The sequence below is a fragment of the Stieleria sp. JC731 genome, from assembly GCF_020966635.1.
Lineage (GTDB): Bacteria > Planctomycetota > Planctomycetia > Pirellulales > Pirellulaceae > Stieleria.
The window spans coordinates 944,432-970,991 of the sequence record NZ_JAJKFQ010000002.1 but is presented as its reverse complement, the minus strand read 5'-3'; the positions used below and the strand labels follow the sequence as shown (position 1 = coordinate 970,991).

The following is a 26,560-nucleotide window of genomic DNA, read 5'->3' as shown; positions in this document are numbered from 1 at the left end:
GTCTGATTGGCCTCTGTGTCTGGCGACGTTTTGTCGACAAACGCAGTCACCGCGGTGACATTTATGTGGCTTTGCTGCGGCAATGCGACGATTGAGAGGACGATTGGTCGAGAAAGCCAATTTGTGAAACACGTCGCGTTTCACGGGAATCGAAATTCGCACTAGCGACACGAGTGTCCAAAGACCTAGTCTCTGAAGAATTGTTTGACGACTGATGCTCGATTGGACCGGATTGACGAGTCTTGCGACGAATCGCTCGGCATACGGTTTGAACGGACTTTGTGATCAACTGGCTGCCACGCGGATGATCTTTCACCGTCCGGCCGATTTGGCATCTCAGTAAAACACCTATCTGCCCTACTTTTCGCTGGAATCCAGGTTGAGTTCAGCGAGTCATTACCGAAGGTTACTTCCGTCCTTTTCAGTCGTTATGCATCGTTTTCGCTCGTTTTGGCTTTCCGTTGAACACAGTGTCAAACAATGGCGATGGCTCGCGCGATTGAAACGCACCAAGCAAATTCGGGATCACTGGTTTTGGATCCATCGGACCGATCAAGCAACTCCGGTTAAATCGGCCGCCAAGCGGTGCCTGTTGGACCTTCGGAAGATCGCTTGCGATGGCGAGCAAGGTCGGCGTTTTCACGCCCTCGTTTCGCTGCTTGCCCGCGGTGGGTACAAGGTTTACTTGGTTCCACGGTTGGAGTTCTTGCAAACCGGAAATCGGATGTTCAAGGCCAGTGCCCTTCAAACCGCTGAGCCATTGACCGAAGACACCGCAGACTTGTCATTTGATTTATGCCTGACCGATCGAGCGACCTCGCACTCGCGAGCTGAAAAGACACTGCAGGTTGTCACGAGCTTTCGTCAGCGTGTTGCCGACAAGGACGTCGCCGTACCGTACAGCCTTTACCCGAAGATTTGGGATAACCGCGAAGACGAACGCTTTGCCGACTATCGAAGTCGGGATCGAAAGTGGCGGCTGTTCTTTGGTGGGCATCGGTCCAAGGAAGCGTACCAGCGAATTCGAAAGTATCATCGCCTTCAGACGGTGGATCGTCATACAACGATTTGTGATCTGCTGAAGCACTATGAAGATCAGACCGTGCAGATCGAGAGTGACGAACAGCTTGGCCAGATGATGAATCAATCTCATGACGGCTTCGTCATGATTGATAATTCCAGATACCGTACGGAGGCTTCGCGATGGTTGGAAATTTTGTCCAACGCGGATTTCTTTGTCGCCGCACCGGGATGTGATTACCCGCTATCACACAACGCGATTGAATCGATTGCCGTCGGGACAATTCCGTTGTTGGAATACGATTCGATCCTGACACCACCGCTCACCGACGGTGTTAACTGCATCGCCTATCGCGGTCGCGAGGGACTTCGCGATGCCGTCCGGCGTATCAACGCGATGTCGGAATTGGAAATTGATCGGATGCGTCAGGAGGTGATCCGTTATTACGAGGACCACCTCAGTCCGCAATCGTTCTGCGACCGCATCGAAAGCGACGGCGTCGAGCGGATTCATCTGTATTCTTATCTCGCCCCGGTCTCCAAAGCCGCCTAACGCATCGCAGGCTGCTGATTCTATTGTCGCCCATCACTCCGTGATGGTAGCGTTCTTTCCCGCGGGTATTGCGAAGTAGAAGACGTCAGATCGCTAGCGTACCGGACTTCGACAACAGCCTAGGACGCTGATTCGTTGTGTTCGGGTGTCTCGGGTTTCGCTTCAGCGGCTTCGTCTCCTTGGATTCGGATTTGGTTTTCCGAGTCGTCAAAGTTTGGTGAACCGAGTTGACCTTCGAGCGAGGCGATTGTCACCGCGACAGATGCGTCACCCGTGACATTGGTCACTGTTCGCAGCATGTCCAAGATTCTGTCAACGCCAAGAATCAACGCGATTCCGGAACTTGGGACGCCGATCGATTGAAGGATAATCACCAGCATGATAATCCCGGCACCCGGGACAGCCGCTGTGCCGATCGATGCCAAGACGGCGGTAAGGACGATGGTGATCTGTCCTGATAGTCCAACATCCATCCCCATCGACTGCGCAATAAAGACCGCGGCGACGGCTTGGTAGAGCGCCGTTCCGTCCATGTTGATCGTCGCACCGAGCGGAATCACGAACGACGAGACCTCCTCGGAAACACCAAGTTTCTCTTCACAACGTTCCATTGTCAGCGGCAAGGTTGCGCCACTGGAACTGGTCGAAAAGGCGACGAGTTGGACCGGCGCGATGCCCTTCAAGAAGGTTTTGATCGGCATTTTGGTCGCGAGCTTCAGCAGCCCAAAGTAAGTCACACAGACATGCAGGAATAACCCGATCACCACCGCGATGCAGTAAAAACCCAAGGCCGCAAGTAGCTGCAGGATTTGTGAGAAATCGTCCCCTGCTAAGTCCGTTATCGTCCTGGCGATCAACGAGAATACGCCCAAGGGTGCAAACAGCATGATTAAATCGACAAGTCGAATGACCACATGATTGAGGCTTTCGAGCACATCGATCATCGGTTTGGCCTGTGATTTCTCAAGTTGGATCAGGCCGATTCCCACCATCAACGAGACGAATACGATTTGCAACATGTTGCGGTTGCTGGACGCCGATTCGAAAAAGTTCGACGGAACAATATCGATCAGGATCTGCAGCGGTCCACGATTTTGCACATCGGCAGCGATTTCCTGTTTTGCCGAAACATCGCCTGCGAATTGTTCCTGCAGCTGTGTGCGAGCCGCTTCGGGGACTTTCAGGCCAGGCTGTAGAACGTTGACGATCACTAAGCCGATGACGACAGCGATCGCAGTTGTCGCAATGTAGATCGCCAGAGTTTTGCCACCGATGCGCGATAGCTTTTTAAGGTCGCTAAGCGATGCGACGCCCAAGACGAGCGATGCGACAACGAGAGGCACCGCGATCAGTTGCAGCGAATTGATAAAGATGACGCCGAAGGGCGCGATCCAATCGTTCGTGAACTTCGTCCATCCGGCTGCTGCGGCGATCAAACCGTACAGCAACCCTAGGAACATGCCGATCAGAATTTGCCAGTGAGATTTCTTGTACCAAGCGTTCTTGGGGCCATCCTTGGGACGGACTTCTGCTTCGTGGGCTTGCTTGGACTGGACATCATTCTCGGCCATCGTACTGGGCAGCTCCGTCAAGGTCATGTTGCGCGACGCTGCAATTGTACGCAATCAGCGTCGGGCCGTCTTGAGGCCCTCCACACGACAGCCCTTCGTTGACGATGACGGTGTGTTGGCGTCCCGTCAGGAACGCCAACGCGTCGAACGATGTCAGTTTTTCTCGGTCTGGCGTTTCTTTTGCAGAAACTCGTACATGTTGAATCGCTCGGGGAATTTGACACCGGTTTCGGTCGCCCACTGTTCCCACATCGCGACCATGTCGTTTCGCAGCTTGGGTTTCTTGTCAGCCAAGTCGTTCAGTTCTGTGCGATCTTTGGAAAGGTCGTACAGCTCCCAAGGTTTTTCATATTCGCGGACCAACTTCCATTGGCCCATTCGAACGGTCGCGTTGCCTTCGTGTTCCCAAAACATCGGGTCGAAGTGAATACCACCACGTTTGCCAGCCAACTGCTCGCCAGACAACAGTGGTGTCATCGATCGGCCGACGCAGGGTGTCACTTCGCTCGGATAGTTGCCACCAGCAAGATCGATCACGGTGGGCATGAAATCTTGTAGGTAAGCGCGATGATGAACCAGTTTTCCGGTCGAGTTCGAGGGAATGCCGCTTGGCCAGTGGGCGATCATCGGTGTGCACGCACCGCCTTCGTGGACATAGTGTTTGTACTTGCGGTAAGGCGTGTTGCAGGCACCCGCCCAATGCAAGCCGATTCGGACTCCGCGGGTGGTTTCCAGCGGTGGGTCTTTCACCATCGCTTCGGTACCGACACCGAAGTCCCCACCTTCTTGGCATGCGCCGTTGTCGGACAAGAAAAAGATGACGGTGTTGTCATATTCACCGCTCTCTTTCAAATGCGCGACCAGCTTGCCGATGTTTTGATCGATCGAATCCAAGCATCCCGCGTAGGCTGCCATGATCGCATCGAGACGGTCATGTTGCTTGTCGTTCAAGCTGTCCCAGGTTGGACCCGGGTGAGGTGCCGGTTGGGTATCCGTACCGAGCAACCCGAGTTCACGCTGACGCTCATTGCGAGCCTTCATCATCGCGTCCCAGCCCTGCTTGTATTTCCCACGGTACTTTTGGAAGTCATCCCACTTCGCATTCAGCGGCCAGTGCGGAGCGTTGTATGCCAAGTACAAAAACGTTGGCTGCGCGTCGTCCGCCTCTTTAGCCGCTTGCAGATACTCGATCGCCTTATCGGTAAACGTATCGGTCGCATAGAAATCTTCAGGAACGTCAACGTAATCATTGCCCTCGGTCAGACCGCGGTCCCCGCCGGGTTTGAAGTAGTTGATCGCACCGCTCAAGCAGCCGTAGTATTTTTGGAATCCGCGTTGCAAAGGCCAACATTCTTTTCGGTCGGCACCGAGATGCCATTTGCCGGTCATCATCGTCGCATAACCGGCCTGCTGCAGAACTTCAGCCAGCGTGGTGCATTGGTCGTTTAAGTAGCCTTGGTAGGGTCCTTCGAAACCGAGCGGTTGACCGGGAGGTGCGGTCATGTGACCGATACCCGCTTGGTGCGGTTGCAGGCCGGTCATCAAGCTGGCACGGGTCGGGCAGCAACGGCCTTGGTTATAGAACTGCGTAAACTGCAATCCGCCCGCGGCGAGTGCATCGATATTTGGGGTTTCGATTTCGCTGCCGTAGCAACCCAGATCCGAATAACCCATATCGTCTACCAAGACGACGATGATGTTGGGACGTGAAGAAGCGACTTCATCCTGTTTTGCAACCAGCGAGTTGTCCTCGGCGATTTGACGGAGGTGACCTGCCGCGATTTTGACCACTTCGCGATCATAGGTCATCAGTCCGTTGATCTCGCCTTCCACATCGGTGGTCTGAGTGTAGACAGCGCCCGCGACGCCTTTGGCTTTTAGTTCAGCCAATCGCGTGATCGATTCTTTATAGCGTTCGATGTATTCCTGTTTGGTTTTTGGTAGACCACCGTAACCCCAGTTACGTTTGCTGCCCCAAAGGTGTCCTGGCACAGGCCAGCCATGCCCACCGAATTCACCGACGATCTTGACGAAGTCGTCATAGCGAACATCGTCGACAGGGAAATCGGGATGCGGATAGACGTGTTCGTCGGCCATGTCACCGACAGGAAAGAAATTGCCTCCGCTGGCAATGTTGATGTGCCGCGTCGGATCGTAGTTCACAATCCACTGGCCGACTTCCATCGTGCGGTGCTGTCCCCAGCGTTCATTGAATGGAACCCAAGTGACAATCGAAGGATGGTTGTGCAAGTGATCAACCATGCCTTTCAATTCGGTCATGTATTGTTGATGCGCCGAATCGGGCCAATCGGAATCGAGGGAGTCGCCTTCTTTCCAGCTTTGCGGTTTGTTTCCCGCGGGATGATTCTTGTCCAGGCGTTTCCATTTAGGCCATTCGCCAGACTGAAAACCGGCGCCGCCTTCGACCTGATCTTGCCAAACCAGCATGCCGACTTTGTCGCAGTGATAGTAGTAGCGGCGTGGTTCGACCTTGATGTGCTTGCGGATCATGTTGAAACCCGCATCTCGCAAAAAATCGATCTCGTATTTAATTGCGTCTTCCGACGGTGGCGTCAAAAGTCCGCCTGGCCACCAGCCTTGATCAAGCGGTCCCCAATGGAAAATGTCTTCGCCATTAAGTGTCAAACGCAGATTTCCATCCGCATCGCGACGTTTGCCTACCGTTCGCAGCCCGACATAGGAGTCAACTGTGTCCAGTACCGCTCCGTCTCCAGCAAGCAATTCGACTTTTAGATCATAAAGGGTGGGCGATTCGGGTGACCAAAGCTTCGGATCATCGATCGTCAACGTCGCGTCATCGGTAGAACCGGTTGCCGATGTCGATTGTGTCCCATCGGTCGCGGTCAGGCGCAGTTTCGCGGAATCGCCGACGACGCTAGCGGAGACCTTTACAACACCTTGGGCATCGCCGGTGACTTTTAGGGATTCGATATGATTGGCCGAGACCGGCTCGATCCAAACGGTCTGCCAAATACCCGAAACAGGCGTGTAGAAGATGCCTCGGTTTTCGACCTTTTGTTTTCCGCGGAGCTGATACTTGCCAACCGCATCGGTCGCGTCGGTGACTTTGACAACCAATTCGTTGCCAGACGACTTCGCATTGTCGATTAGGAATGAAAATGGCAAGTTTCCACCGACGTGGCTGCCAAGCTTTTTGCCGTTAACCCAAACATCGCATGCGTAGTCGACGGCTTCAAAATGCAATCGCACGGATCCGCCGTTTGCTTGGATGTCGCCCAGATCGAAACGGGTGTGGTACCACAGCGATTCGTTTTCTTCCAAGCGGCGACCGACGCCTGACAAAGGAGCTTCGATCGCGAACGGAACCAAGATTTTTCCTTCGAACGATTCCGGCTGAGCCGCGTCATGTGGCGTGACAGCGTAATCCCACAATCCATTTAGGTTTTTCCATTGCGGGCGTTTCATCTGGGGGCGCGGATATTGATTCCAGACCTGATCAGGTTCGACCTGTTTTCCCCAACGCGTCAGCATGCTGTCGGCAACTGGGGACCATTCGGCCATCCCGGACTGAAGACAACAGATGAGTCCGAGGGCAACTAACAAAAATCTTCGCATCATGAAATCGCGTAGGAGGGGGCGATGGCCCGTGTTCAGGGGCGGGGGAAGGTGGGATCGCCGCCATCATAACGGCTTGCTTATGGATCGTGGCACCATCGATGGACAGCTAAAACGAATGACCATCGATCTCAATCGGCGATCCAAGTTAGACACCAACGGAACCTGCCAAAATGGAGGCTTGACGGGTGATCCGACATCAGGGCAGAGGGTTCTTGATCGCTGGCTAACATACCGCAACAGTGGGTTGCTGCCGTTTCGACATTCAAAATCCTCGGCACGGGGTTTGCTTTGTAGGGCTCATTGGTGCGAAAATACGCGGCCCACCGCTCGATTCCGCTGTCAAAGCTGCCCCGAACAGGGCGTGAAGGCTGTCGGTGATTCGCTACCATGACCTGCGAACCTCCAATTTACCCGCCACATTTGGTGTCTAAATCTTGCTAGCTTCCGGATTTACGCGTTCGCTCGTGTAAGGTTTCTCGGATTCGGCAAGTAGTCCCATCCGTATCTAATCCGCTGACTTCGGGATTCGCCCGAATGCAGTTCCGTTGGATGTGGTTCGAAGCAATTGCATGACAAAGAAGCAAATGAAACGATCTGACAACAAAGAGACTTGGCTTGCCGCCCTCCCCGTCTTTAACGAGGTCGATTACGTCGACGATGTTCTTGATCGAGTGGTGAAGTTTGCCGACCATGTCTTGGTTGTCGACGATGGGTCGACCGATGGCACGGCGGAAAAACTGGCCAAGCGAGACGATGTCACAGTCATTCATCACGACGGAAATCAGGGATACGGAGCGGCTTTGAAGACCGCATTCCAGTACACCCTGCAAAACGGTTTTGACGGTGTCGTGACCCTTGATTGTGACGGTCAGCATCAACCGAAGCGGATACCCGCATTCATTGACATGGCCCGTTCCGCCGACATCGTTTCGGGAAGCCGTTACCTGCACCATTTCGAAGGCGACGACGCACCGCCTGAAGAGCGAATGTTTATCAATCGTCGCATCACGGCGGATTTGAATCGCCGTCTGGGTTTCGAACTCACCGATGCGTTTTGCGGTTTCAAAGCCTATCGCGCCGAAGCCCTTCGCCAGTTCGATATCACCGACACGGGTTACGCCATGCCGTTGCAGCTGTGGGTCCAAGCCGCTGCGGCCGGTCTGCGAGTTGTCGAAATGGCGGTACCACTGATCTATCTAGACCTCGCGCGGTCCTTTGGTGGTGCACTTGATCACGCCCAAACGCGTCTTGATCACTACAACCGCGTGATCGAAAACGAAATCAATCGCCTGTGTGCCGAAGGGAAGCATGTTTTGCATGCCGTCAGCGGTGATCCGGTTTGCACTCACCAACCGAGATAATCGTTGGACGATAAGTTGGCTGAAACCCATTTCAAGCAGTATCGTGCTCCACGGCAGCACGGCGAGTCACTGATCTCGCCATCGTTGGCTGAAGCCGATTCGATCTTGCTGCAGAATCGACAAACAGCGGCAACGCTGCCCGAGTCGCTTCTTCAGCTGCGAAACGATGCACGTGAACGTTTGATTCGCGATGCGCGGCGATACACAAGTGCTTATCGAAACGTCGATGCGAAAGGATTAAGTGTTGATTCGATCGTCATGGCAGGGCATCAGCCGACTTTGTTCCATCCGGGAGTGTGGTTCAAAAATTTCGCACTCGATCAGGTCGCAAAGCAAACCGGTGCGACTGCTGTGAATCTCGTCGTCGACAGCGACGTCGCACAATCGAGCGCGATACGTGTTCCACAGCTTGATACGCAATCACATGCGGTCAATTCGACCAGCGTCGCCTACGACCGTCGTGCCGGCGGTGTGCCATACGAGCAATCGCAAATTATCGATCGCGATCTGTTTGATGCTTTCGACCAGCATGTCGCAGAAGCTGTTCGGTCGATCGTTGGTAACCCTTTGGTCGGTCAACTGTGGGGACATGCCCGAGAGGCGATCCAACGCTGCGGATTCGCAGGCTGTGCGTTGGCACAAGCAAGACATCATCTTGAGGATGATTTGGGACTTTCGACACTGGAGATTCCGCAGAGTGTGGTCTGTCGCACAGAGTCGTTTGCTCAGTTCGCGATTCAGATTTTGCGTGATCTGCCGCGATTTCATCAATGCTACAACGAGTCTGCTGACTTCTATCGGCAGGTACATGGGATCCGAAGCAACGCCCACCCCGTTCCAAACCTGGCTCAAGACGGCGATTGGTACGAAGCACCGTTTTGGGTGTATGGCAATCAATCGCCTAAACGCGAGCCTGTCTGGGTACGCGTCAGCCAAGGCGGAAGCGTGTTGGAGATCAGTGATCGCCAAAAGCGATCGCGTCGCATCGAAAATGCTGGTGGCGATTCAGCATTCGAGGCGTTGCACGCGTTAAACAGTCCCGAGTTTAAATTGCGAAGTCGTGCCTTGGTCACGACCATGTACGCTCGGCTGATTCTTAGCGATCTGTTTTTGCACGGCATTGGTGGCGGAAAATACGATCAGCTTGGCGACTTGATTAGTCAGCGGTTTTGGAACGCCACACCACCACAGCTGATGGTCTTGTCCGCGACGGTCATGCTGCCAGGGCACGAAGACTTTTCGATCGACGACGTCCAGCGGCAAAGTATCCGAGTGGGCCGATCGATCCGCGACGTCGAATTTCACGGGGAGCGATTCCGCGACGAGTCATCATTGCCGGCCGATGAACTCGAACGCATCGTTGCGGAGAAAGATGCACTGCTAGCGGAGGTGCCGCCGCACGGGCAGCGTCTGCAGTGGCACCGTCAAATCACATCGGTCAATCAGCGATTGGCGAATTCGTTAGACATCGTTCGCGATCGACTCTTGTCGCAGCAAGAGCAGCTTCAGCACCGACGAAAAGACGCGGCGTTGTATTGTAGCCGTGAGCACTCGTTCTGCTTGTATCCGCTTGATTATCTGCGTGACGCGTACCGATCGATGTTGGGCGATTCCGCGTCGGCGTAGCTCGCTGCGGGTACCGATCAAAGCGTACGATTTAAGGTTGGACGCTTTCCTGCGGTGATATTTAGCAAACTCGGCGAGTCGGTGTTGAACGCCTGAAATGTAGTCACCAAGGCTCGGACAATTCGATTATGCTTTCAGGTGATCGCTATCACCTTCAACAGGATCGAGCTATGAGCCATTCGATAAATCGCCGGCAAGTCTTGAAGTCTGGTTCCGCCGCAATCGGCGCTTCATTCGGCCTCGCGTGCTTGTCACCGGCAAAGGCGTTTGCCCAGACCTCGCCGATGCAGAAACTTCGCACCGCCCATATTGGTGTCGGCGGGATGGGGGGATCGGATTTAAATTCGATCGCGTCGCACTCGTCAGTCGAAGTCGCAGCGTTGTGTGATGTCGATTCGGCTCGGTTGGCCGCGGCGCTGGAAAAGCATCCGAACGCAAAGACCTTCACCGACTATCGCGAAATGATTTCATCGCTCGGTGATTCGATCGATGGCGTCGTGGTTTCCACGCCGGATCATACGCACGCGCCGGCTGCGATGACGGCGATGAACGCGGGTAAACCTGTGTATTGCCAGAAGCCATTGACGCACGAAGTGTTCGAAGCTCGACGCCTACGGGAAGTTGCTCAGGAAAAGGGACTAGTCACGCAGATGGGCATCCAGATCCATTCGCATCGCGTCTATCGTCAAGCGGTCAAGATGATTCAAGACGGCGTGATCGGAAAGGTGAAAGAGGTTCATGCTTGGTCAAACAAGAACTGGGGATATGACCAGCCCGAACTGCCAATGGCTTCACCAGTTCCTGAAAGCCTGGACTTCGACCGTTGGCTGGGGACTGCTGACGCTCGCGACTATGTTCCAGGCGTTTATCATCCCGGAAATTGGCGAAAGCTGATCGATTTCGGTACAGGAACACTCGGTGATATGGGCGTCCATATTTTTGACACTCCCTATGGTGCTCTTGAACTGACAGCACCCAATTGGGCCAAGACCGACTGCCGTCAACCGACTGGCATTGGTCATCCAGAACGCAACGTTGTTGAGTACGAGTTTCCACAGACGAAGTACACCACCAAAACGATGAAGTGGAAGTGGTACGACGGATCGTTTGCCCCGCCGGAACCGACAGCTGTTGGGCTGCCCGAAGGAACCGCCTTGCCCGGACAGGGATCGCTATTCGTCGGAGAAGAAGGTCACCTTCTGTTGCCACATATCAGCGAAGCGGTGTTGTTCCCGGTTGCGAAATTCAAAGACTACAAACGGCCTGATGTCGAAGGCGCCAATCACTACCATCAATGGGTCGATGCTTGCATGGGCAATGGTGAAACGAGCGCGCCCTTTTCTTTTGGTGGTCCGCTGACCGAGGCGTTGCTGTTGGGAGTGGTTGCCAACCGATTCCCCAATCAAGCTTTGAACTGGGACGCTGAAGGATTGAAAATCACCAACAACGACCGAGCCAATAAGCTTCTGTATCGCAAATACCGCGATGGCTACCAAGTCGATGGACTGTCGACATAGCCAGTGAACCGAAGCGATGAATAGACTTTCCGAAAAGGGACAGAAGCCTTTTCGGAATGGTTTCACCTCACACGAATTAAATCCACTTACTTGTCTTCCTAACTATCACAGTGATTATGAAACGACGAACCTTCCTTGCCGCGACCGCAGCCACCGGTACGGTCGCTTGCTTGAATCAAACCTCATTGTCGGCCGCAGAAAAGATGACTCTTTCCAAAGGCGATGTCATCCTGTTTCAAGGGGATTCGATCACCGATGCTGGACGCAACAAGAAATCGCCGGTCGCAAATGAAGGGTTAGGACACGGCTATCCGAAATTCATTTCCGAAGCATTACACAGCGACTATCCGGAACTGGATCTGCAGATTCACAACCGAGGCATCTCCGGGAACAAAGTTCCTGATTTGGATCGCCGCTGGCAAAAAGATTGCATCGATATCGAACCCAAGATCCTGAGCATCTTGATCGGCGTCAACGACATCTGGCACAAACTGAACGGCAACTACGATGGTACCGCCGAAGTTTATCGCGACGGATTTGCGGCGCTGCTCGAACGCACGCGTAAGGCACTTCCAAAGACGACGTTCGTGATCTGTGAACCTTTCGTACTGATGAGCGGAACGGTCAAAGAGAACGAATCGAAATGGTTCCCCGAGTTCACAACGCGACGTGAATATGCGAAGCAAGTTGCGACCGAAGCCGGTGCAATGTGGGTCCCATTCCAAACGATGTTCGACGATGCCGTCGCAAACGGCACGGAGCCGAAAGAGCTGGCCGGTGATGGCGTTCACCCAACGCAGAAAGGGCATCAGCTGATGGCCAAAACCTGGCGCGAAGTTGTCGGCGTCTAATCTCGCCTGACTGATTCGAATGTCCGTCCATGTTCTGTTTCACATAGACGGTACAACGTTCCAGGCCGATCCGCTCGGTCGAACTGATCCTCAAAGCCAACGGCACCAGCAGTTTTAAATGGGTGCCGTTTTTCATGTTTGCCAGGCATGTTTCTCGGGCTTGAGGGTGCAAGTCCCTTATCCAACTTGATGGAGGTGAAGGATTAGCGAAACGCAAGGGCGTCGTCGCGAGGCGGGGTCTGGAGGAAGCATGTAGCAAAGCCACGACTCGACGAACAAGAATCGGATAGTAGCTCCCTGTACAAAACCAATCCGGAGAGAGTCACCGGATTTCGCAGGCATTTCCTGATCTAGGCGGCTGTTTCGATGCGATTCTCGTCTCGTTCGAGGCGGACTGATACGCAACAGTAACGAAAGCGATTGGCTGGTTTGTCGTTAACCGAAGCTACTTTTTCTCGCATGTCTCCGAGTGGTTAACGGGGAGAGAGAATGTCGGCTGAAGCGACTTCATCGCCGATAATCTGTTCCGGTTCTTCTTAACAACGCGGCCGAAAATTGAACGGCAAATCACTCGCCACTTACGCGGCCGTTGCGGATGGCGAACCAGTCCGTAGGCTCATCATTTCAGCGGGGTAAAAAAATGACACCACCCCGATTAGTCTAGGACTTGCACGGGAATCGGCAGCACAAATGGCCGCAATCGTTCACCCACTCTTGATATTGCTTGCGTCGCTCACTCCGCAGGAATTGGCCCAGCAAGTGAGGTATCTGAATGCGGAGAATGCAATCCTGCAGAGTAAGTTACTCGTAAGCCTTGTACGTTCCAATCGTCAACGTGGCAGACGCGACTGGTGGTTTGTGTATTCTGAGTTGATACGGGAAAACTTGGAAACAAGCTCGCAAAATTTTAGAGTGTTCCTGACGTACCGTTCGACCTCAGAATCCACGGGAGTTCCTCTAGCTGACCCTCCAGCACGGCGACTTTGGCACTCCTCAAGTTCTGTCTTGTCGAGCTGTTTCCGGGCGGCCAGCAGGTCTGCTAATGAATGTCCGACGCCGCGAGGGCATGCTTGGCGTCCAACTTTGGCGTGCTTCGCATATAGCCTGCTTATCATGTCGTGTTCTCGTGCTTCAAGTTCTTTGGACTCCAACAGTATGTCCGGCGTACTGCTCTGCTGAACGAACTCGGACTGATTTCTGGCACGATAGACGGCGTTTGATCGCCACAATGACAATACGAGCAGACAGTGAGCATAGGAATCAACGATCCTCGCGAGGCGAAAAAGGTCCATACGGATCACCCTGCGTGAGTTGTCGAGCAACGAATCCAATTGAGTCGGCATTCTCGATGGAACGAATCGCGTCCCAACGTATGGTAGAGAGTCGTTTGGCTTCTCGATTAGCGAAACGTACATCTCAAACTCAATTAGTTGCATCCGCAATTCAAAATTCCAAGTAGTCCACCACGCGTTTTTTCGGTACCGTTCGAGTACAGGACTCGCCCTATCTAGATGCTGCCAGGCGTCCTCGAGCAACGATCGTGTCTTGGTCGTGATCGTCAAAGGCATTGCCTGTAGCGAACCCAAAACTTTTTCAAGCGATTCGGAATCGGTTGCAGTGTGCGCAAGTTTTTTTGGCACTAGCTCGGTGACTTTATGCTGAACATCGGCGAGCCCCAGTTTTTCCGCTTCCCAGAGAGTAATACACGCACGATGAAGATCGATGATTGCCCGTTCCAAACCCTCGGGCGCGTCGAGTTCGACAAGTGCGGCTTCAGCCTCGTTGAGCCGTCGCCCAGCTTTGGCGAAGTCCCCCGTCATGGCGAGAGCTAATGCGTGCTGGGTGTCTAGTCGTTGTTGGTCGTCGAACCAACTCTGAAAACGGTCACGGCGTATACGACGAACACTAGAATTTGAATCCCCGTGCTGCTCAGCAAAATGCAGAGCATCTCGATGAACAAAGCGGTTCAGTTCAACAGCAACCTCATAGATTCTTGCTGCATCACGCCACTGGTCCCACGTCGGAATGCCCCTGAACCGGCTACCTAAAGCATTGGCCTTTCTTTGCAACCCAATGCAAATCTCAGCTTGCATCCACCTTTGAAGTAGTTTAACCACTGACTCCGCCAGTTGTAATTTCACGTCCTCTACGGAAGAAACGCATGGATTTGAAACAAAGCTGTGAGAGTAGGATTGCAACCATTTTCTAAGCTCACCGCGAAGCTGGTCAACGGTCTCATTTCGCGACAATGACGTATCAAAAAGCTGCGCGAGCGTAGGTACTCTTTTGAATTGGCTGATGCTCTTGGAAACACCAATCGTTTTTCGGATGAAAGTTGGGCTGCGAATCGCAATTCCGAGTGAGATCAACCGATTCACTCGACCAATCTGATCACGAACACCTCGCTCACCGGCATCACTTGAGCTATGAACCATCCGTTTCCACTGATCGAAGGCCTTTAAATTGTCCCCAATTTCCTGCGAAATTTCGAAACACCTCAAGTCGCACGTCGCTTTCACCTGGGCAATCGCGTAATCGATTCGCTTCGAATTTCTCACGCCTCTTACTTGACCCGGGTCATCAAGTGCCAGTCTCGCCTTGGACGGCTCTCCTATCCCATTTTGGAAAATCCTGCGTTCGATTCGATCGACGCAGTGTTTATCGCGAATATCTTCCAGACGTCGACATGTTCCCTGCGTATACCCGTCGGAGAGCATCGACGGGCGCCCTTGACGTAGCACTCTGAGTGCTGACCCGAAGGCCTGCAACGCCTGTGCAACCAGTTCATCTGTCTGCTTGTTGTAGCGATCGCCAATCTGTTCCAACGTAAATCTGGCACGTAGCAACTGGTGGTATGCCGATTCGGTTGCCGCCCGTGCACTTCTCGAGCTGACGTGCAATTTCGCATACCACTCCGCGATACCTTGGTGCACTCGCGGGATTACATTAGGCTCGTTCCTATAGCGTTCCCGCAACTGCTTACGAAGTCTGCGGCGAATGTCTGATTGCATCCAGAGAAACCCGCCTGGCTGCACCCGCACAACGTGTAGTTCGGTGAGCTCTCGACTCCATTGATCTGAGTTCTTTCTCCTACCAGCAAAATAATGCGATTCGGAGTTGTCGAATTCGTGAAAGGCCCAGGACCACAGCAAAGACTGTGATCTAACTCGGTTTACTGACACTAATGCGAAAAGAAAACGTTGTCGAGCCTTCGAGTCTCCAGGAGAATTATCCCCTAGCCCGTTGTCGACCCAGTCGAGCGCTTTTTGCGCAATACCATCCGTCGAGAGCCCTTCTTCGAAACAGCTTTTACTTAACGCAACCCGACGACAATCGCGTCCTAGTAGATTCGGAAAACCTCCTCCGCTTGATTCTGAAGCGATAGAGTCTTCGAGTGGTGCATGGTTGGCTGAAGTAGTACCGCAACTGCCATCATTGATCGATTCCGTCTCACCACGTTGCTGATCAGATTCGTTGGACATCGTTTCGCTGTTATAGATCGATCCACTAATTGGTGCGGGGGCCTCTGTCACCGCGTCATTGACCTGAGGATTATCTCCATAGCACAGCAATACGATTGCAACGTTAGGACACGCATCTCGAGAGATGCACTCGAGCAACTCCAAGAATTCGTGAGAGTTTCCAGTTCGTGACGCAAAATCATCGGGTTCTGAAGGCTCGACGCGATCGATCCATCCATTTGGGCCAGAAGCCTTCTGAAACTCCTTGAAACGTTCAACGCTGACGAAGGCGGACCCGGCCCCGCCGCTGCGCGAGTTCAGATAAATGACCCACTGGCGATCCGGGTTATTAGTAATGCGCAAAATCTCTTGCTGACGCGCTTCGGATAATTGGTTTCTGCTCATGCCCAAGTCGTTAGTATTCGACTGAGCAAGTACTGGCATCCAATCCACAACGCCTGCGGCTCTGGCAATGGTATGTAACATCACCTCAAATAAGTCGTCCGTATCAACGACGTCATCTAGGTCGATCCAAATTGCCTGACGCCCACGGTCCAATTGATTCGAGAAGGAACGTGACGAAGCGGAGACAATACCGTAGTGAGTACCCGGCGGACTGCTAACCACAACCAACTTTCGAGGATTTGAAAACTGGTTTCGCTCAAAGCACTCTGCGATTCTGTCGTCGATAGCGTTGGCAAGATTTAGTAAAGCCGACCCGGTCTTGTCCTGCTGTGCACTGAATTGGCGAAGCGGGCCGGGAGGAACTGCAACACGAGCCCTTGCCGGGAAGATGGCGCCGGTTGGTGGCAAAGAACCTTCCAAGTGCTGGTAGAGGTTGTAAAATAGCAGGCCACAGAAATGGTGTTGAATGATAGCGAATTTGGGCTCATTGTTCTTTGCACACGACTGCAGTGTATTCCGAAGTCGTTCCGCCGCCGGTTCGATCTCACCGGACAAGTAGACCATCCAGAAGACGCGAAAGTCATCATCAAGCACGCTGGCAGCACGCCTAATCAATTCCAAGATGCGTTCCTCTTGAACGGCCAACCCAGTAACAAGAAGATGGTTACGTGTCTTGAGACGCGAAGTTGAACTGTCGTCTCGAAGACTTATCCATTCGTCAACCGTGATCGTGCGATTTGCTAAATAAGAAGTAAAGTGACGACAATCGTCTTCTGATGGGTGTTCATCTAACGAGTAGTCCGCCCTTAGACCGTAACGGTCGCCATGCATTTTCACCAAAACATTTTTGCCGAATTGGGAGTGATAGCCCGGGAGTCCAGCCTCATGGTGGACGCCATAGACGGTTAGTGGTGAACCCGTTTCGGCAAAAGCCTGCTCCAATAGATCATCGAAGTTGAGTGTCACAATAGTATTGATACCGAGCGGGTTGGCGAGTCGAGCCAGCATCCGGTGCCCAAGTGTCGGCGTCTTGCCAAATACTGCGTTCAGGAAAAAATTGTCGTAAACATGTGGATCAATGGCCCCCAATGTCAGGACACGCCCCTCGGGTAAGACGTTCTCGCGAAGTCGCGAAAGAAAACTTAGCGCAGAACGCCACTCTGCAGTCGCTCCGTACGCCTCTAGAAATACTTTGATTTCCGGGTAGCGTTTCCAAACAGTATTCGACGTACTTGCTAAGTGAGATAGACGACCGGCGACATCCCCAATCCGTCGCTGCCAATCTTGGACTTGTGTTTTGTATGCGTGAGGTATATCGATTGGCGGCCATTCATCTCGCTGCGGATGCCATCGCCACGCCTTCTGAAACTCGGGCAACCGATCCCAGTCTGAAATCTGGTCGACACCGAGAGTAATCGCGATGCAGTAATGGAGGTAACGTTCAATTTGCCTAATCAGCGGTACACCTGACGCTGCTGATAGACCGGCACCGACTAAAGGCACGAATCCTTTGCCGTCGTTACGTGCTTGCGTGATCCGCTCAACAAAGTCAACTTCGTTCAGTTCCGATTCATGCACGGACCTCATTCCTCCGCCAATTGTTGCGTTCTCAAGAGATAAACTCATCGCATCCATTGTAGCCAACTTTCCCTCTGAGAGGGGGGGGCAAGGTGGCGTCCTTCAACAACGGTAATCCTGAGGCTATGACGCACTGCTCCCATGCTTTCAAGAACGATCGCAACAATAATTAGACCGCTTCTAATCAGAGCAACAGCGCATGACCTGCGCCCAAAGTACTGATTCATTTGAAATGAGAGAAATCGGATAGAATCTGGCCGTCATTCCAAGGAGAAGATGGCCATGAAGAAGTCTCGATTTACGAACGAACTGATTGCCTTTGCGCTCAAACAGGCCGAGACGGGAACGCCTGTTGCGGAGATCTGCCGAAAGAGGGGAGTCAGTGAACCGACGTTTTATCGATGGAAGAAGAAGTTTGACGGTCTAGGCGTTGCCGAAGTACGTCGGCTGAGAGAGCTTGAAGACGAAAACAAGCGTCTCAAGGCACTCGTCGCCGATCTCAGTCTCGACAAACAGATTCTTCAGGATGTCCTGTCAAAAAAGCTCTAAAGCCTGCCCGTTTGAGGAAGGAAGTTGAGCGGGTTCGGGTCGCATACGATGTCAGTCAACGTCGCGCTTGTCGCGTCCTTCGATTGGCTATTTCGACCTGTCGCTACCCGTCCGTCAAAGACGAGCAGGCAGCCCTAAGGATGAGATTGAAAGAGCTTGCTGCGACGCGTGTGCACTACGCTTATCGTCGGCTTCACATCCTGCTTCGCCGAGAAGGTTGGCAGGTGAATGCGAAGCGTGTTTATCGGCTCTACAGAGAGGAAAAATTGAGCTTGCGTCTCAGGACGCCGCGACGGCGTGTTGCTTGTCGGACACGGGTCGATCGGCCCGAAGCGACTTGCATCAACGACTGTTGGGCGATGGACTTCATGTACGACGAGCTCTTTGACGGACGTCGAATCCGACTCATGACGATAGCGGATCTCTTTACTCGTGAGAGTCTCGCGATAGTGGTTCGTCAGCGATTCCCGGCCGGCGATGTTGTGGAGGCTCTTGAGCAGCTGCGAAGGACTCGCGCTCTTCCCAAATCGATTCGAGTCGACAATGGAACTGAATTCACTTCGAAGGCGGTGGACCGCTGGGCCTATGAAAACGGCGTGGTGCTTGACTTCAGCCGCCCAGGAAAACCAACGGATAATGCGTTTATTGAATCATTCAACGGAAGCGTTCGCACTGAATGCCTGAATGAAAACTGGTTCTTGTCTTTGGATGATGCCAAGGAGAAGATAGAATCCTGGCGACAGGATTACAACGAACATCGACCTCACAGCGCTTTGGGCAACCTGGCCCCCAAAGAATTCGCTTCATCTGGCCAGGCTAGCCTGGCCAGATGAAGACCTGATTCTCTTATGACTGGTGAATCAGAAAATGGGAGCGGTTCAAACCAATCCCTACCGTCATAACCCTGGACCAAGTTTCGGGGGCATCCCACGCCCACGACAACGTCCCAAAGCTTCCGCGCTAGCGTTTGAATCAGATCCCCTTTTTTTCCGCCCCTGCGGCACAGCGGGCGGCTCAAACAATTGTGCCGTCAACGCACCAAAGTTCTTCATCCAACTCTTCGGCATAAACGGTCGCCTTCTGGAGTCGCCTGAGGATTGCGTCGAACGTTCCATCCTTGCTTCAAATGTTGAAATGGTCATAAACGGTTTGCCATTTCCCGAAGCGGTCGGGCAAATCACGCCAAGCAGCATCTGTGCGAAGTATCCAGAAAATGCCGTTGAGAATGATGCGTCGGTCTTTTAATGGACGACCGGTTTCTTTCCGCTCCACCTCAACTAAGTCTGCCACCAGTTCCCATTGATCGTCCGTCAAGCAATGTCGTCGAACCATTCGATCCCTCCTCGAAATCACACATACAATCTTTTCGAGGATACTGTAGGATCAGGTAAAATGCAGGTTTTAAGAAAGGCCTTAAAGGCGTTCGATGAAATTCCGAATACTTGCAGCCATAGATGATTTTTTTGCGCGTTCCTTCAATTCAATTCCTAAATTCTTGCAAAGCGATTCAAGAGTCTTATTTGATTCCCTTTCTAGGCGTTTTATAGTGAGCTTACTTTTTGCGTCTTCTGGACCGCGTATCGTTAAGCCGAGACTGTTTTCGACTGCAATTTGCATGCGCCTTATGTTGCTATCGTCGGTTTTTTCAGGAATAAGTGCCGGCGCATTGTACGACACTGTCTCAGTAGCTGCTGAACGAATCCGCCCGGAAAGCAAGTCTTCATATAGCCGCTCAAGAACTTCCAACTTCCCAACTGCCTTTCCATGCTCAAAAGACTGGTCGTTTCTTCTGTAGTGTGCCTGATATCCTTCAATGTCGTACTCAAGAATTGGTTCTAGTGTAAGAATTTCATGTTCTGGTTCAGTCAGAAGATTGATCGAACTATCGGTCTCTTCTTCATCAGGAGCAGAGCGGTTGGACGACTTCTGCTGAAGTATTTCGTATGCTAGCCTCCACCAATGTGTGACATTATCATCCGTATCGAAGATGGGTTTCGGGTCGATTCCATGTTGCTTTATGATCGGTCCCGAAACCCAGACATTTGCCGATGCAATGTGTTCGAACTTGATCGGTCCTCCCATCTGACATACGAACGTGTAGCAATTCGAATCAAACTTGAAGAAGTTTTGGATCCACCTGATGCGGAACGTTTTGAACTTCGTATGGTCCTTGATTTTGAACTCGGAAGAATCTCCCTGTTCTATACCTAGCTTTCCCAACTGCTTGCTGCTTGCTTGACGAATTGCTTCAAATGGGGCGAGCAGTCCCGACGGATTCTTAGTCTTAAAGCTCAGAGGTTTAAGGTGGTTTGCGTAACGTTCGCACCATGAGGCCTTCAGCTGGAGAATCACACCAGGGCCGTGGTCGGTGTCTTTCAACTTCCCCAAAACGCTGTCTTTAGCATCGCTCGCGGTCTCCAGTAGCCATTGGAAATCCATTTCCGAAGGATCTACCCTGGAGGAACTCTTGTCGCAGCTTAGAGACGCTTCGTTGCACAAGCTGTGGAGTTGATCAAATAGCTGCAGTCCGAGCAATGACATGATGGAAATCTCGATGGGAACATGCTAAAAAGCGACATTGTAATTCCAGAGTGGGCCAATTGCATCCGCGGAAGTGCAAGTTGAGCCCTTCGAAGCTCAAGATAGCCGAATGTTGGACAATCATTTTTCTGGATTTTTGAGGAACGAGCGGCCGTGTCGAGATCTGCTTTTTTACTAAGTCTCCAAGATCTTGTTTTCGGTCTGTTTGGATCGCTAACAATGCTGGTCGTTGTTTTTTCGATATTTTCAGAAAGTGAAGATTCGTATCAAGAGAAATACGTTTTGATGCGAGTGGATTGGGATTTCACACAACTCAAAGGGATGTCCGACGATGATTTGCGGGCATCGCTAAAGCAGGTTGTCTTGCTTGCAGAAGATGCGATTCGCTTCCAAATAGGGCCAGACGAGGTTGCGTTCATCGAATCAATAAGGGCGAATCGAATGCCGTCAGGAGTTTATCGGGTTAATTCCGAAAGTCTCGAGATGGCCGATGGGAGCACGTTCTTGCTTTCCGTTCCCGCCGCGGTGGCGAGCGTCTTTTTGAGGACGCGTGAAGGAGACATGCTCCTGCAGGGCAGGTCAGAATATGTCATCGACTTGAATTGATACCCTTAGGAGCTACTTAGTGAATCAGCTACTCACAGCACCGTTCGCAGCGTACGCTGGGTTGTCGATAGCCATTTTAGCAGCACTGGCATGGGTTTGGCTTTACAAAGAATCCATTCGTGCCGCTTTCTTTGCGATTCTAGAAATGCCTCGAGCTTTTAGCTCATCGCTTCCGTTAAAAGAGTCTTTGTGGTTCATTCCGTTTGTTGCTGTAGCAATTGGTATCAGTCTCTTCGCTGTTGGCAAAGGCGCGATGTGGTTAGGTTCCATGTGGGATTGGTTATCTGCAATTCCAGCAACGGTGCAGATTGCAGCAGTCGCATTAGTATATGTGCTGACCATTTCAATTCTTTGGCGGTACAAGTTTCACACAAAGATAGACGGTTCTTTTGACCCAAATCGATTCGACAACCCAATCAACTACTTGCCGACGGGAACGCTGGTTCACGCAGTTCTGCTTTGTATCGCGATCGCTGCTGCGGTCTCACTGTACGAACGAATCGATAGAAAACTTAACAATTCTATTGTTGCGAATTGCAACCAGGTTTTCGATCGACTTAAGAAGAATTCACGAACAAACATGGAAAAGCGACTAGTGAATGTTTTAGAAGCTTTTGCTCCGTTTCTCCAGCTTCCGGATGGCAGTGCCACGGTAAGTTCGGCGGGGCAGGCGCTTAAAAAGCTGAAGGGAAGCGAAAGCATTAGCGGCAGCTTCGATAAATTAAGTGCGCTTACCGAGAAGGCGGCGTTTAAGATGATCGACCCGAGCACACCAAGCGTCAATGGCGTGTTTGCTGTAAAGCCTGGAGGTCAAGAATTAAACTTAAGTCAGGGGCAATTCAATGCAGCAGTTTCTTGGAAGGGCGATGCTCAGATTGGCTATCTTATGGCTGACTTGGAGCTGTTTTTTGACGCTAGCCTGAAGAATAGCACAGAAATGCAATTGAGGGACTGGGTTAAAAACGTTTTAACTGAACAATCTAGCCAGCCTAGCGGATTTGATTATACGGCTCTGACTCTCGGACGCGATAGTGTTTGGGGCATTGACTACAGCCAGGCAATAGAATCACAGCAGCGAGGCGAAGCGCTCTACTCTCTTTGTGCAACTGAATACCAATTCCCTAAGTCTTTCCAAGTCTCTGATCGCTGGGCAAAGCAAATTGACGAAAGTATGGTTTGGGATAGTGCAGGTTCGAGCGAACTGATTCAAAAGGCGAAGCTGTCATGGTTTAGTTCTCTAATCGCACGACCTGATTCAGAGTATCAGCCGGAACTCTGGAATAAACCCGCTCAAGGAAAGCCAATCAGACAAATTCTAGGTGCTGGAAAATACCAAGATCTGATCGACCGCAATCTGTTGAAAATCGTCAATTTCTTCGTGGAGCCGTGCGCTGAGCAAGAGGAATCGGATGCTAGCGGTGCGGTGCAGAGCGCATTTAAAGAAGACGCACTAACTTCTATGCGGGAAGCGAGGTACGTTTTCGGACTTAGTCCCTCTGCTAGGAGGGAGCTGTTGCGAGGTCCGATACAGCTGGCCACGATGGTTTTATGCGTCTGGGGATTGCTGTTTTTGCTTGCGGTCAAAATCCCCTTGTCGATCTTGGAGTTCGGTTATATGCCTATGAGTGCAACGTACAGGGGAAGTGAGACGCCTAAGACGTGGATGCATTTATGGGCGATGCCCACCATAGACCCCAAAGCAAGTTCGCCGATTATTAGCGAGGTGTACGGTGAGGCAAGAAGCAATCGTTTCTTGATTCCGCGAATAACCGGAGCCGCTTTTTTGGCCAAGAAATCTGGAAAGACTGATTCGGAAGTCGAGCAAACCGGTCTTGCCATGATTGCGGAATGGAAAAAGGAAAAGGAGCATGAGAATCAATTCCTTGAATTGCTGATGTTTGCATTGCCAAACATCGGTTTCCTAGGGACCATAATTGGATTGACTCGAGGGCTAGGGATCGCTTATGCAATCGGAATTCCCAGCGACGATCCATTTCACAAGTCAGCCATCATCGCTTCGATGTCGACTCAACTGGGGACAGCATTCTACACGACACTTGTAGCACTCGTGTGTCTAATCCCACTTGCGTTCTGTACCTACTGGCTTCAGCGCACACAGGACTTTATTGCCACAAAAGCGGAGGTCACTCTCAGGCGACTCATTTCAAAACTAGTTTAGCATCAATCCTTCCATAACGGATCGATGGTTGGCGGGGCAGTTGCTTCGCCCAAAGTCACAATGGCCACGGGCAAGGTTCGCCCATTGTTCGTGCTGCCAATTGTTTTTGTCATAACGACGGTTTGTTTGTCTGCCATTCCACTGATGGCATCCAATTTTAGCTCGACAACGGCATCAACCTTAAACAATTGTACGAGCTCTACAGAAGTGAGAAGTCCAACAGGTTCGTGGAATCTTGAACCAAGTGATGCGCAGTATCTACACAATTCAGGTGGCAACAGGGTGATGTATTCCTCGTTGAAATACTCCTTTAGTAGACGTGCACGAACAAGTTCTAGCCGGAACGCGTTGTATGCAAGATTATCATAAACCCCATACGGATCCCGGTTTCCTCTCGCCCAAAACCTATTCGCAGTTGCCACCCGTTCGTCAAGTTTTGCCCATGCTTCACTCGTGTTGCGATCCCAGGTCGCCCAATTGTCGAGAATTTCGCATTCAAGTTGGATCAATTGGTACTCGACTCTCAAGTGCCCTCTGCGCTCGACTGATTGAAGCTGGTCACTGCGATTTTCGCCACCTCGAATCGCTATTGTGAATTCAGCGTAGTCAAACGCCCCTTTTTCACCTAGGTCATTTCGATTTGCAGTACCATAGGCGCGATTGGCGATGCCGAGCAAATTTGCATTTGAAGTAGTTGCGCGATATCCATTCGCATAGCCAACTGTCATCAGTGCATCAGAGTAGTCGATTGCGAACCGTTCGATCCGACCTGCGGTTGAATTGGAAAGTTTCGAGACAATCTCCTGAGCGGACTCAACAATTGCGTTGCCATAAGGAAGACGCACATAAGGCTTAACAAGGACAGTCCAGCTTCCTGCGTCAACTCGCTGGACTGAATACATCCATTGGCTGTTTGCTTGGGTTTTCGAATCTGTCGGTTCGACAATAGGTTCATCAGACGGCGGATCAACTTGCCACTCAAAGTCAACATTTTTCGCTTTAAGTGGAGTAATGTGAATTACCAGTTCACGAACACTCTCCTTGTCATCGCGCCCACTGATACGCGAGTAGGCAGATACTCCGATCACGGCCAAAAGCAAAAGCACGAGTATGAAGGCCGCCGAAGTTACGATATCGGTGAGAGATGACTGTGGTGATTCTTTCTTTTCCTCCATATTGTTTTGAAATCTTCCTATTTTGCAGGAGCTTGTTTTGTAGCAGCTTGGCTATCTCTGATGGCACGAGCTACGTCATTTTCAAGGTCCGAAAACTCTCTCGCAAGGGACGTATGCGCAAGATGATAGTAGTAAATACTGACATCGCCCGTCGATTCGCTGCTGAAGTCGGGTGTAGGCTTAAGCTGCTGTTTGCCTGAGAGTTCATTCGCCCAGTCAAGATATTCCGTGCATTGATTCTCATTGGCAAAATACTCAAACTCGTACTTGGCAGCCAAGGTGAGTGCTCGCATCACGTAGCAGAAATCGTAGTAGGTAAACTCCGTCTTCCAGCCTTCTGCGCCAAGTTCGCCTTTTCTCATAGTGAGCAACACTCTCTTCAAATCGTCTAGGCTTGCACGAGCAGCGCCCTGTGGGTCATTTGGATCTTTTCGTAGTCGCGAATAGGAAATTGCCAAGTGATGCAATAGCTTCCCCCCTACTAGGTGGTCACGCTCTCGCTGCCCTTTCGCATATTTCATTTTAGGCTCAGGTGGAAAACTGCCGAGCGAAGTACCGCTGTATAGACCCTCATTCCATTTGATCAATTTGGGCAGTACGTCGCTGGTAAAGCCAGTCTCTGTTAGAAGTGTGCGCAGCGCTGAACTGTCACCGGCATCAGCCTCGAGGCTCAATATCGCATAATACGCAAGTGTAACAACAGAGCCATCAAGACGATATTTGCCGAGTTTATTGGTTTCCACAACTGGCGTAAGCTTCATTATCTCCGTCATGCTTAACTTCATTTGATTGTCGTTTTCAACGTTTCCGACCTGTTTGCGCCGATGCTCCAATAGTAAATTGATCCATATTGCATAGCCTTGACGATAGTCAGATCCACTTAAGCGTGAGTTTGCGCTTTGTCGAGTCTTTTTCGCCAGCTCGAGCAAGTCCGCTTTGCGTTCTTTGCTCGCTTCCACGTCTGCCTCTTTTGGCAAGTAAACGTGCGAAGAAATGTATGCCAAGTCATACAAATACAGAGCCTTAAGTATTTCATCAAGATTGTCCGGGCGAAGGTCGGAAGTAACGGAAGTGTACGTAGCAGAGTCTCCAAAGATGGCAGCATTCGTCTGGTCAAAGGCAGCGTTTGCAAAGTCTTCGATACGTAGCTTAAGTTTCTGTCGGATACTTTCTAATTCTGGTGTCTTGGGCGGTTTTAATCTAACAGGCTTTTTCCCGGGCCGCGGATTTCTCGTTTCCGTCACTTCGTAGGTTAAGTCTATGTACTGGCGGTCCGCCCTGAGTTGTGCTCTGTCAGGCGAGTCGGCGGACAGGCGTTTCTCAAGATCCGTGAATGAAACAGGGGATGTCGTTTCGTGGACTTCCACTGACGTAACATACTTTACAGATTCGTAGGTTTTCTTGATGGCCTTTCGTGCTTTCGGTTCAAGCTCACTTGAGTAGTCTACCCAAGTTCTTATTTTTTCTTTCGCTAGTGGATCAATCAGGGCATCCGGTCCTACCGACGCACCATTTGGAAAGTTGAAACCAACTGAAGCGATGACGACTTGACTTGGATCTGGCGCGGGTTTCCTGGAAAGGCATCCTCCGCAGTACAAACCAGCAATCAGCAAAACAACCAAGACCAACACAAGAACAATTTTGTGCATCGGCCCACCCCTTCTATGTTCAAGAGAATCGCAGAACTGTGTACAATTTTAGGGAAGCCAAATGTGGATTACAAGCTCGTGACGCTGCACCACGAAATTTCAATTGCAGGTATGTCCGAAAAATTTAAAGAGTTCGAAGTTCGACTACGCCGAATGCTGCTGGATTGCTGCGGAGAACGTTGCGAGTGCTCGTTTGACGAAAATGATCTGCCTCGGACTGGTCTCCAGGATGTCGTGGATTGGATTGTGCAGAACAGGCGGTGTTGCGAAGAGAAAAGAGAGGTGATGGTGAATTATTGTCTCTTCAATCAGTTTTTC

At 51.6% G+C, this 26,560-nt stretch carries 15 protein-coding genes; 8 read left to right on the top strand and 7 right to left on the bottom strand.

Features of this window, described 5'->3' with window-relative positions:
• Positions 1–430 precede the first annotated feature (430 nt).
• Positions 431–1,573: a hypothetical protein gene (locus LOC67_RS09235; protein ID WP_230262304.1), complete on the top strand. Its 1,143-nt coding sequence runs from the start codon at positions 431–433 to the stop codon at positions 1,571–1,573.
• Positions 1,574–1,692: 119 nt separating this feature from the next.
• On the opposite strand, the gene LOC67_RS09230 is transcribed toward LOC67_RS09235, so the two are convergent.
• Together LOC67_RS09230 and LOC67_RS09225 are read right to left on the bottom strand one after the other, a co-directional pair.
• The gene (locus LOC67_RS09230) at positions 1,693–3,171 is read right to left on the bottom strand and encodes a dicarboxylate/amino acid:cation symporter (protein WP_230262303.1); all 1,479 of its coding nucleotides are present in this window, start codon (positions 3,169–3,171) and stop codon (positions 1,693–1,695) included.
• A 126-nt stretch (positions 3,172–3,297) separates the two neighbouring features.
• Complete coding sequence (locus tag LOC67_RS09225) at positions 3,298–6,687, bottom strand: sulfatase-like hydrolase/transferase (RefSeq protein WP_230262302.1); 3,390 nt, start codon at positions 6,685–6,687, stop codon at positions 3,298–3,300.
• Positions 6,688–7,313: 626 nt separating this feature from the next.
• Here LOC67_RS09225 and LOC67_RS09220 point away from each other — a divergent pair.
• The 4 genes from LOC67_RS09220 to LOC67_RS09205 all read left to right on the top strand — a co-directional run bounded on the left by LOC67_RS09220 (position 7,314) and on the right by LOC67_RS09205 (position 12,099).
• Positions 7,314–8,105: a glycosyltransferase family 2 protein gene (locus LOC67_RS09220; RefSeq protein WP_230262301.1), complete on the top strand. Its 792-nt coding sequence runs from the start codon at positions 7,314–7,316 to the stop codon at positions 8,103–8,105.
• Between the two features lie 3 nt (positions 8,106–8,108).
• Entirely contained in the window at positions 8,109–9,731 is a 1,623-nt protein-coding gene (locus LOC67_RS09215) for a hypothetical protein (RefSeq protein ID WP_230262300.1), read from the top strand.
• Positions 9,732–9,901: 170 nt separating this feature from the next.
• Positions 9,902–11,248, top strand: coding sequence for a Gfo/Idh/MocA family protein (locus tag LOC67_RS09210; protein WP_230262299.1), 1,347 nt, complete (start codon positions 9,902–9,904; stop codon positions 11,246–11,248).
• Positions 11,249–11,364: 116 nt separating this feature from the next.
• Positions 11,365–12,099, top strand: coding sequence for an SGNH/GDSL hydrolase family protein (locus tag LOC67_RS09205; protein ID WP_230262298.1), 735 nt, complete (start codon positions 11,365–11,367; stop codon positions 12,097–12,099).
• A gap of 830 nt (positions 12,100–12,929) precedes the next feature.
• Here LOC67_RS09205 and LOC67_RS09200 read toward each other — a convergent pair.
• Positions 12,930–17,591, bottom strand: coding sequence for an SIR2 family protein (locus LOC67_RS09200; protein WP_230262297.1), 4,662 nt, complete (start codon positions 17,589–17,591; stop codon positions 12,930–12,932).
• 234 nt (positions 17,592–17,825) lie between these two features.
• Here LOC67_RS09200 and LOC67_RS09195 point away from each other — a divergent pair.
• Positions 17,826–18,925, top strand: a protein-coding gene (locus LOC67_RS09195) for an IS3 family transposase (RefSeq protein WP_230262296.1) whose coding sequence is annotated in 2 segments (ribosomal slippage) — positions 17,826–18,078 and positions 18,078–18,925 — 1,101 coding nt in all. Because the reading frame shifts where the segments join, the coding sequence is not laid out codon by codon here.
• Between the two features lie 289 nt (positions 18,926–19,214).
• On the opposite strand, the gene LOC67_RS09190 is transcribed toward LOC67_RS09195, so the two are convergent.
• Both LOC67_RS09190 and LOC67_RS09185 read right to left on the bottom strand, forming a co-directional pair.
• Entirely contained in the window at positions 19,215–19,406 is a 192-nt protein-coding gene (locus LOC67_RS09190; RefSeq protein ID WP_230262295.1) for a transposase, read from the bottom strand.
• Positions 19,407–19,505: 99 nt separating this feature from the next.
• Positions 19,506–20,633: a hypothetical protein gene (locus tag LOC67_RS09185; protein WP_230262294.1), complete on the bottom strand. Its 1,128-nt coding sequence runs from the start codon at positions 20,631–20,633 to the stop codon at positions 19,506–19,508.
• Positions 20,634–20,852: 219 nt separating this feature from the next.
• Between LOC67_RS09185 and LOC67_RS09180 the strand changes: the two genes are divergently transcribed.
• Both LOC67_RS09180 and LOC67_RS27555 read left to right on the top strand, forming a co-directional pair.
• Positions 20,853–21,239 carry a hypothetical protein gene (locus LOC67_RS09180; protein WP_230262293.1) on the top strand — a complete coding sequence of 129 codons (387 nt, stop codon included), beginning with the start codon at positions 20,853–20,855 and terminating at the stop codon, positions 21,237–21,239.
• Between the two features lie 19 nt (positions 21,240–21,258).
• On the top strand, positions 21,259–23,418 hold the full coding sequence (locus LOC67_RS27555) for a MotA/TolQ/ExbB proton channel family protein (protein ID WP_230262292.1): 2,160 nt from the start codon (positions 21,259–21,261) through the stop codon (positions 23,416–23,418).
• Between the two features lie 2 nt (positions 23,419–23,420).
• On the opposite strand, the gene LOC67_RS09170 is transcribed toward LOC67_RS27555, so the two are convergent.
• Together LOC67_RS09170 and LOC67_RS09165 are read right to left on the bottom strand one after the other, a co-directional pair.
• On the bottom strand, positions 23,421–24,593 hold the full coding sequence (locus tag LOC67_RS09170; protein WP_230262291.1) for a hypothetical protein: 1,173 nt from the start codon (positions 24,591–24,593) through the stop codon (positions 23,421–23,423).
• Positions 24,594–24,610: 17 nt separating this feature from the next.
• Positions 24,611–26,242, bottom strand: a complete 1,632-nt coding sequence (locus LOC67_RS09165) for a hypothetical protein (protein WP_230262290.1) — start codon at positions 26,240–26,242, stop codon at positions 24,611–24,613.
• Positions 26,243–26,560: the final 318 nt, after the last annotated feature.

Bases quoted from the DNA above. Each gene is read 5' to 3' on its own strand.
- LOC67_RS09235 (WP_230262304.1), top strand. From the start codon at position 431: ATGCATCGTTTTCGCTCGTTTTGGCTTTCCGTTGAACACAGTGTCAAA.
- LOC67_RS09230 (WP_230262303.1), bottom strand. From the start codon at position 3,171: ATGACCTTGACGGAGCTGCCCAGTACGATGGCCGAGAATGATGTCCAG.
- LOC67_RS09225 (WP_230262302.1), bottom strand. From the start codon at position 6,687: ATGGCCGAATGGTCCCCAGTTGCCGACAGCATGCTGACGCGTTGGGGA.
- LOC67_RS09220 (WP_230262301.1), top strand. From the start codon at position 7,314: ATGACAAAGAAGCAAATGAAACGATCTGACAACAAAGAGACTTGGCTT.
- LOC67_RS09210 (WP_230262299.1), top strand. From the start codon at position 9,902: ATGAGCCATTCGATAAATCGCCGGCAAGTCTTGAAGTCTGGTTCCGCC.
- LOC67_RS09205 (WP_230262298.1), top strand. From the start codon at position 11,365: ATGAAACGACGAACCTTCCTTGCCGCGACCGCAGCCACCGGTACGGTC.
- LOC67_RS09200 (WP_230262297.1), bottom strand. From the start codon at position 17,591: ATGAGTTTATCTCTTGAGAACGCAACAATTGGCGGAGGAATGAGGTCC.
- LOC67_RS09185 (WP_230262294.1), bottom strand. From the start codon at position 20,633: ATGTCATTGCTCGGACTGCAGCTATTTGATCAACTCCACAGCTTGTGC.
- LOC67_RS09180 (WP_230262293.1), top strand. From the start codon at position 20,853: ATGCTGGTCGTTGTTTTTTCGATATTTTCAGAAAGTGAAGATTCGTAT.
- LOC67_RS09170 (WP_230262291.1), bottom strand. From the start codon at position 24,593: ATGGAGGAAAAGAAAGAATCACCACAGTCATCTCTCACCGATATCGTA.
- LOC67_RS09165 (WP_230262290.1), bottom strand. From the start codon at position 26,242: ATGCACAAAATTGTTCTTGTGTTGGTCTTGGTTGTTTTGCTGATTGCT.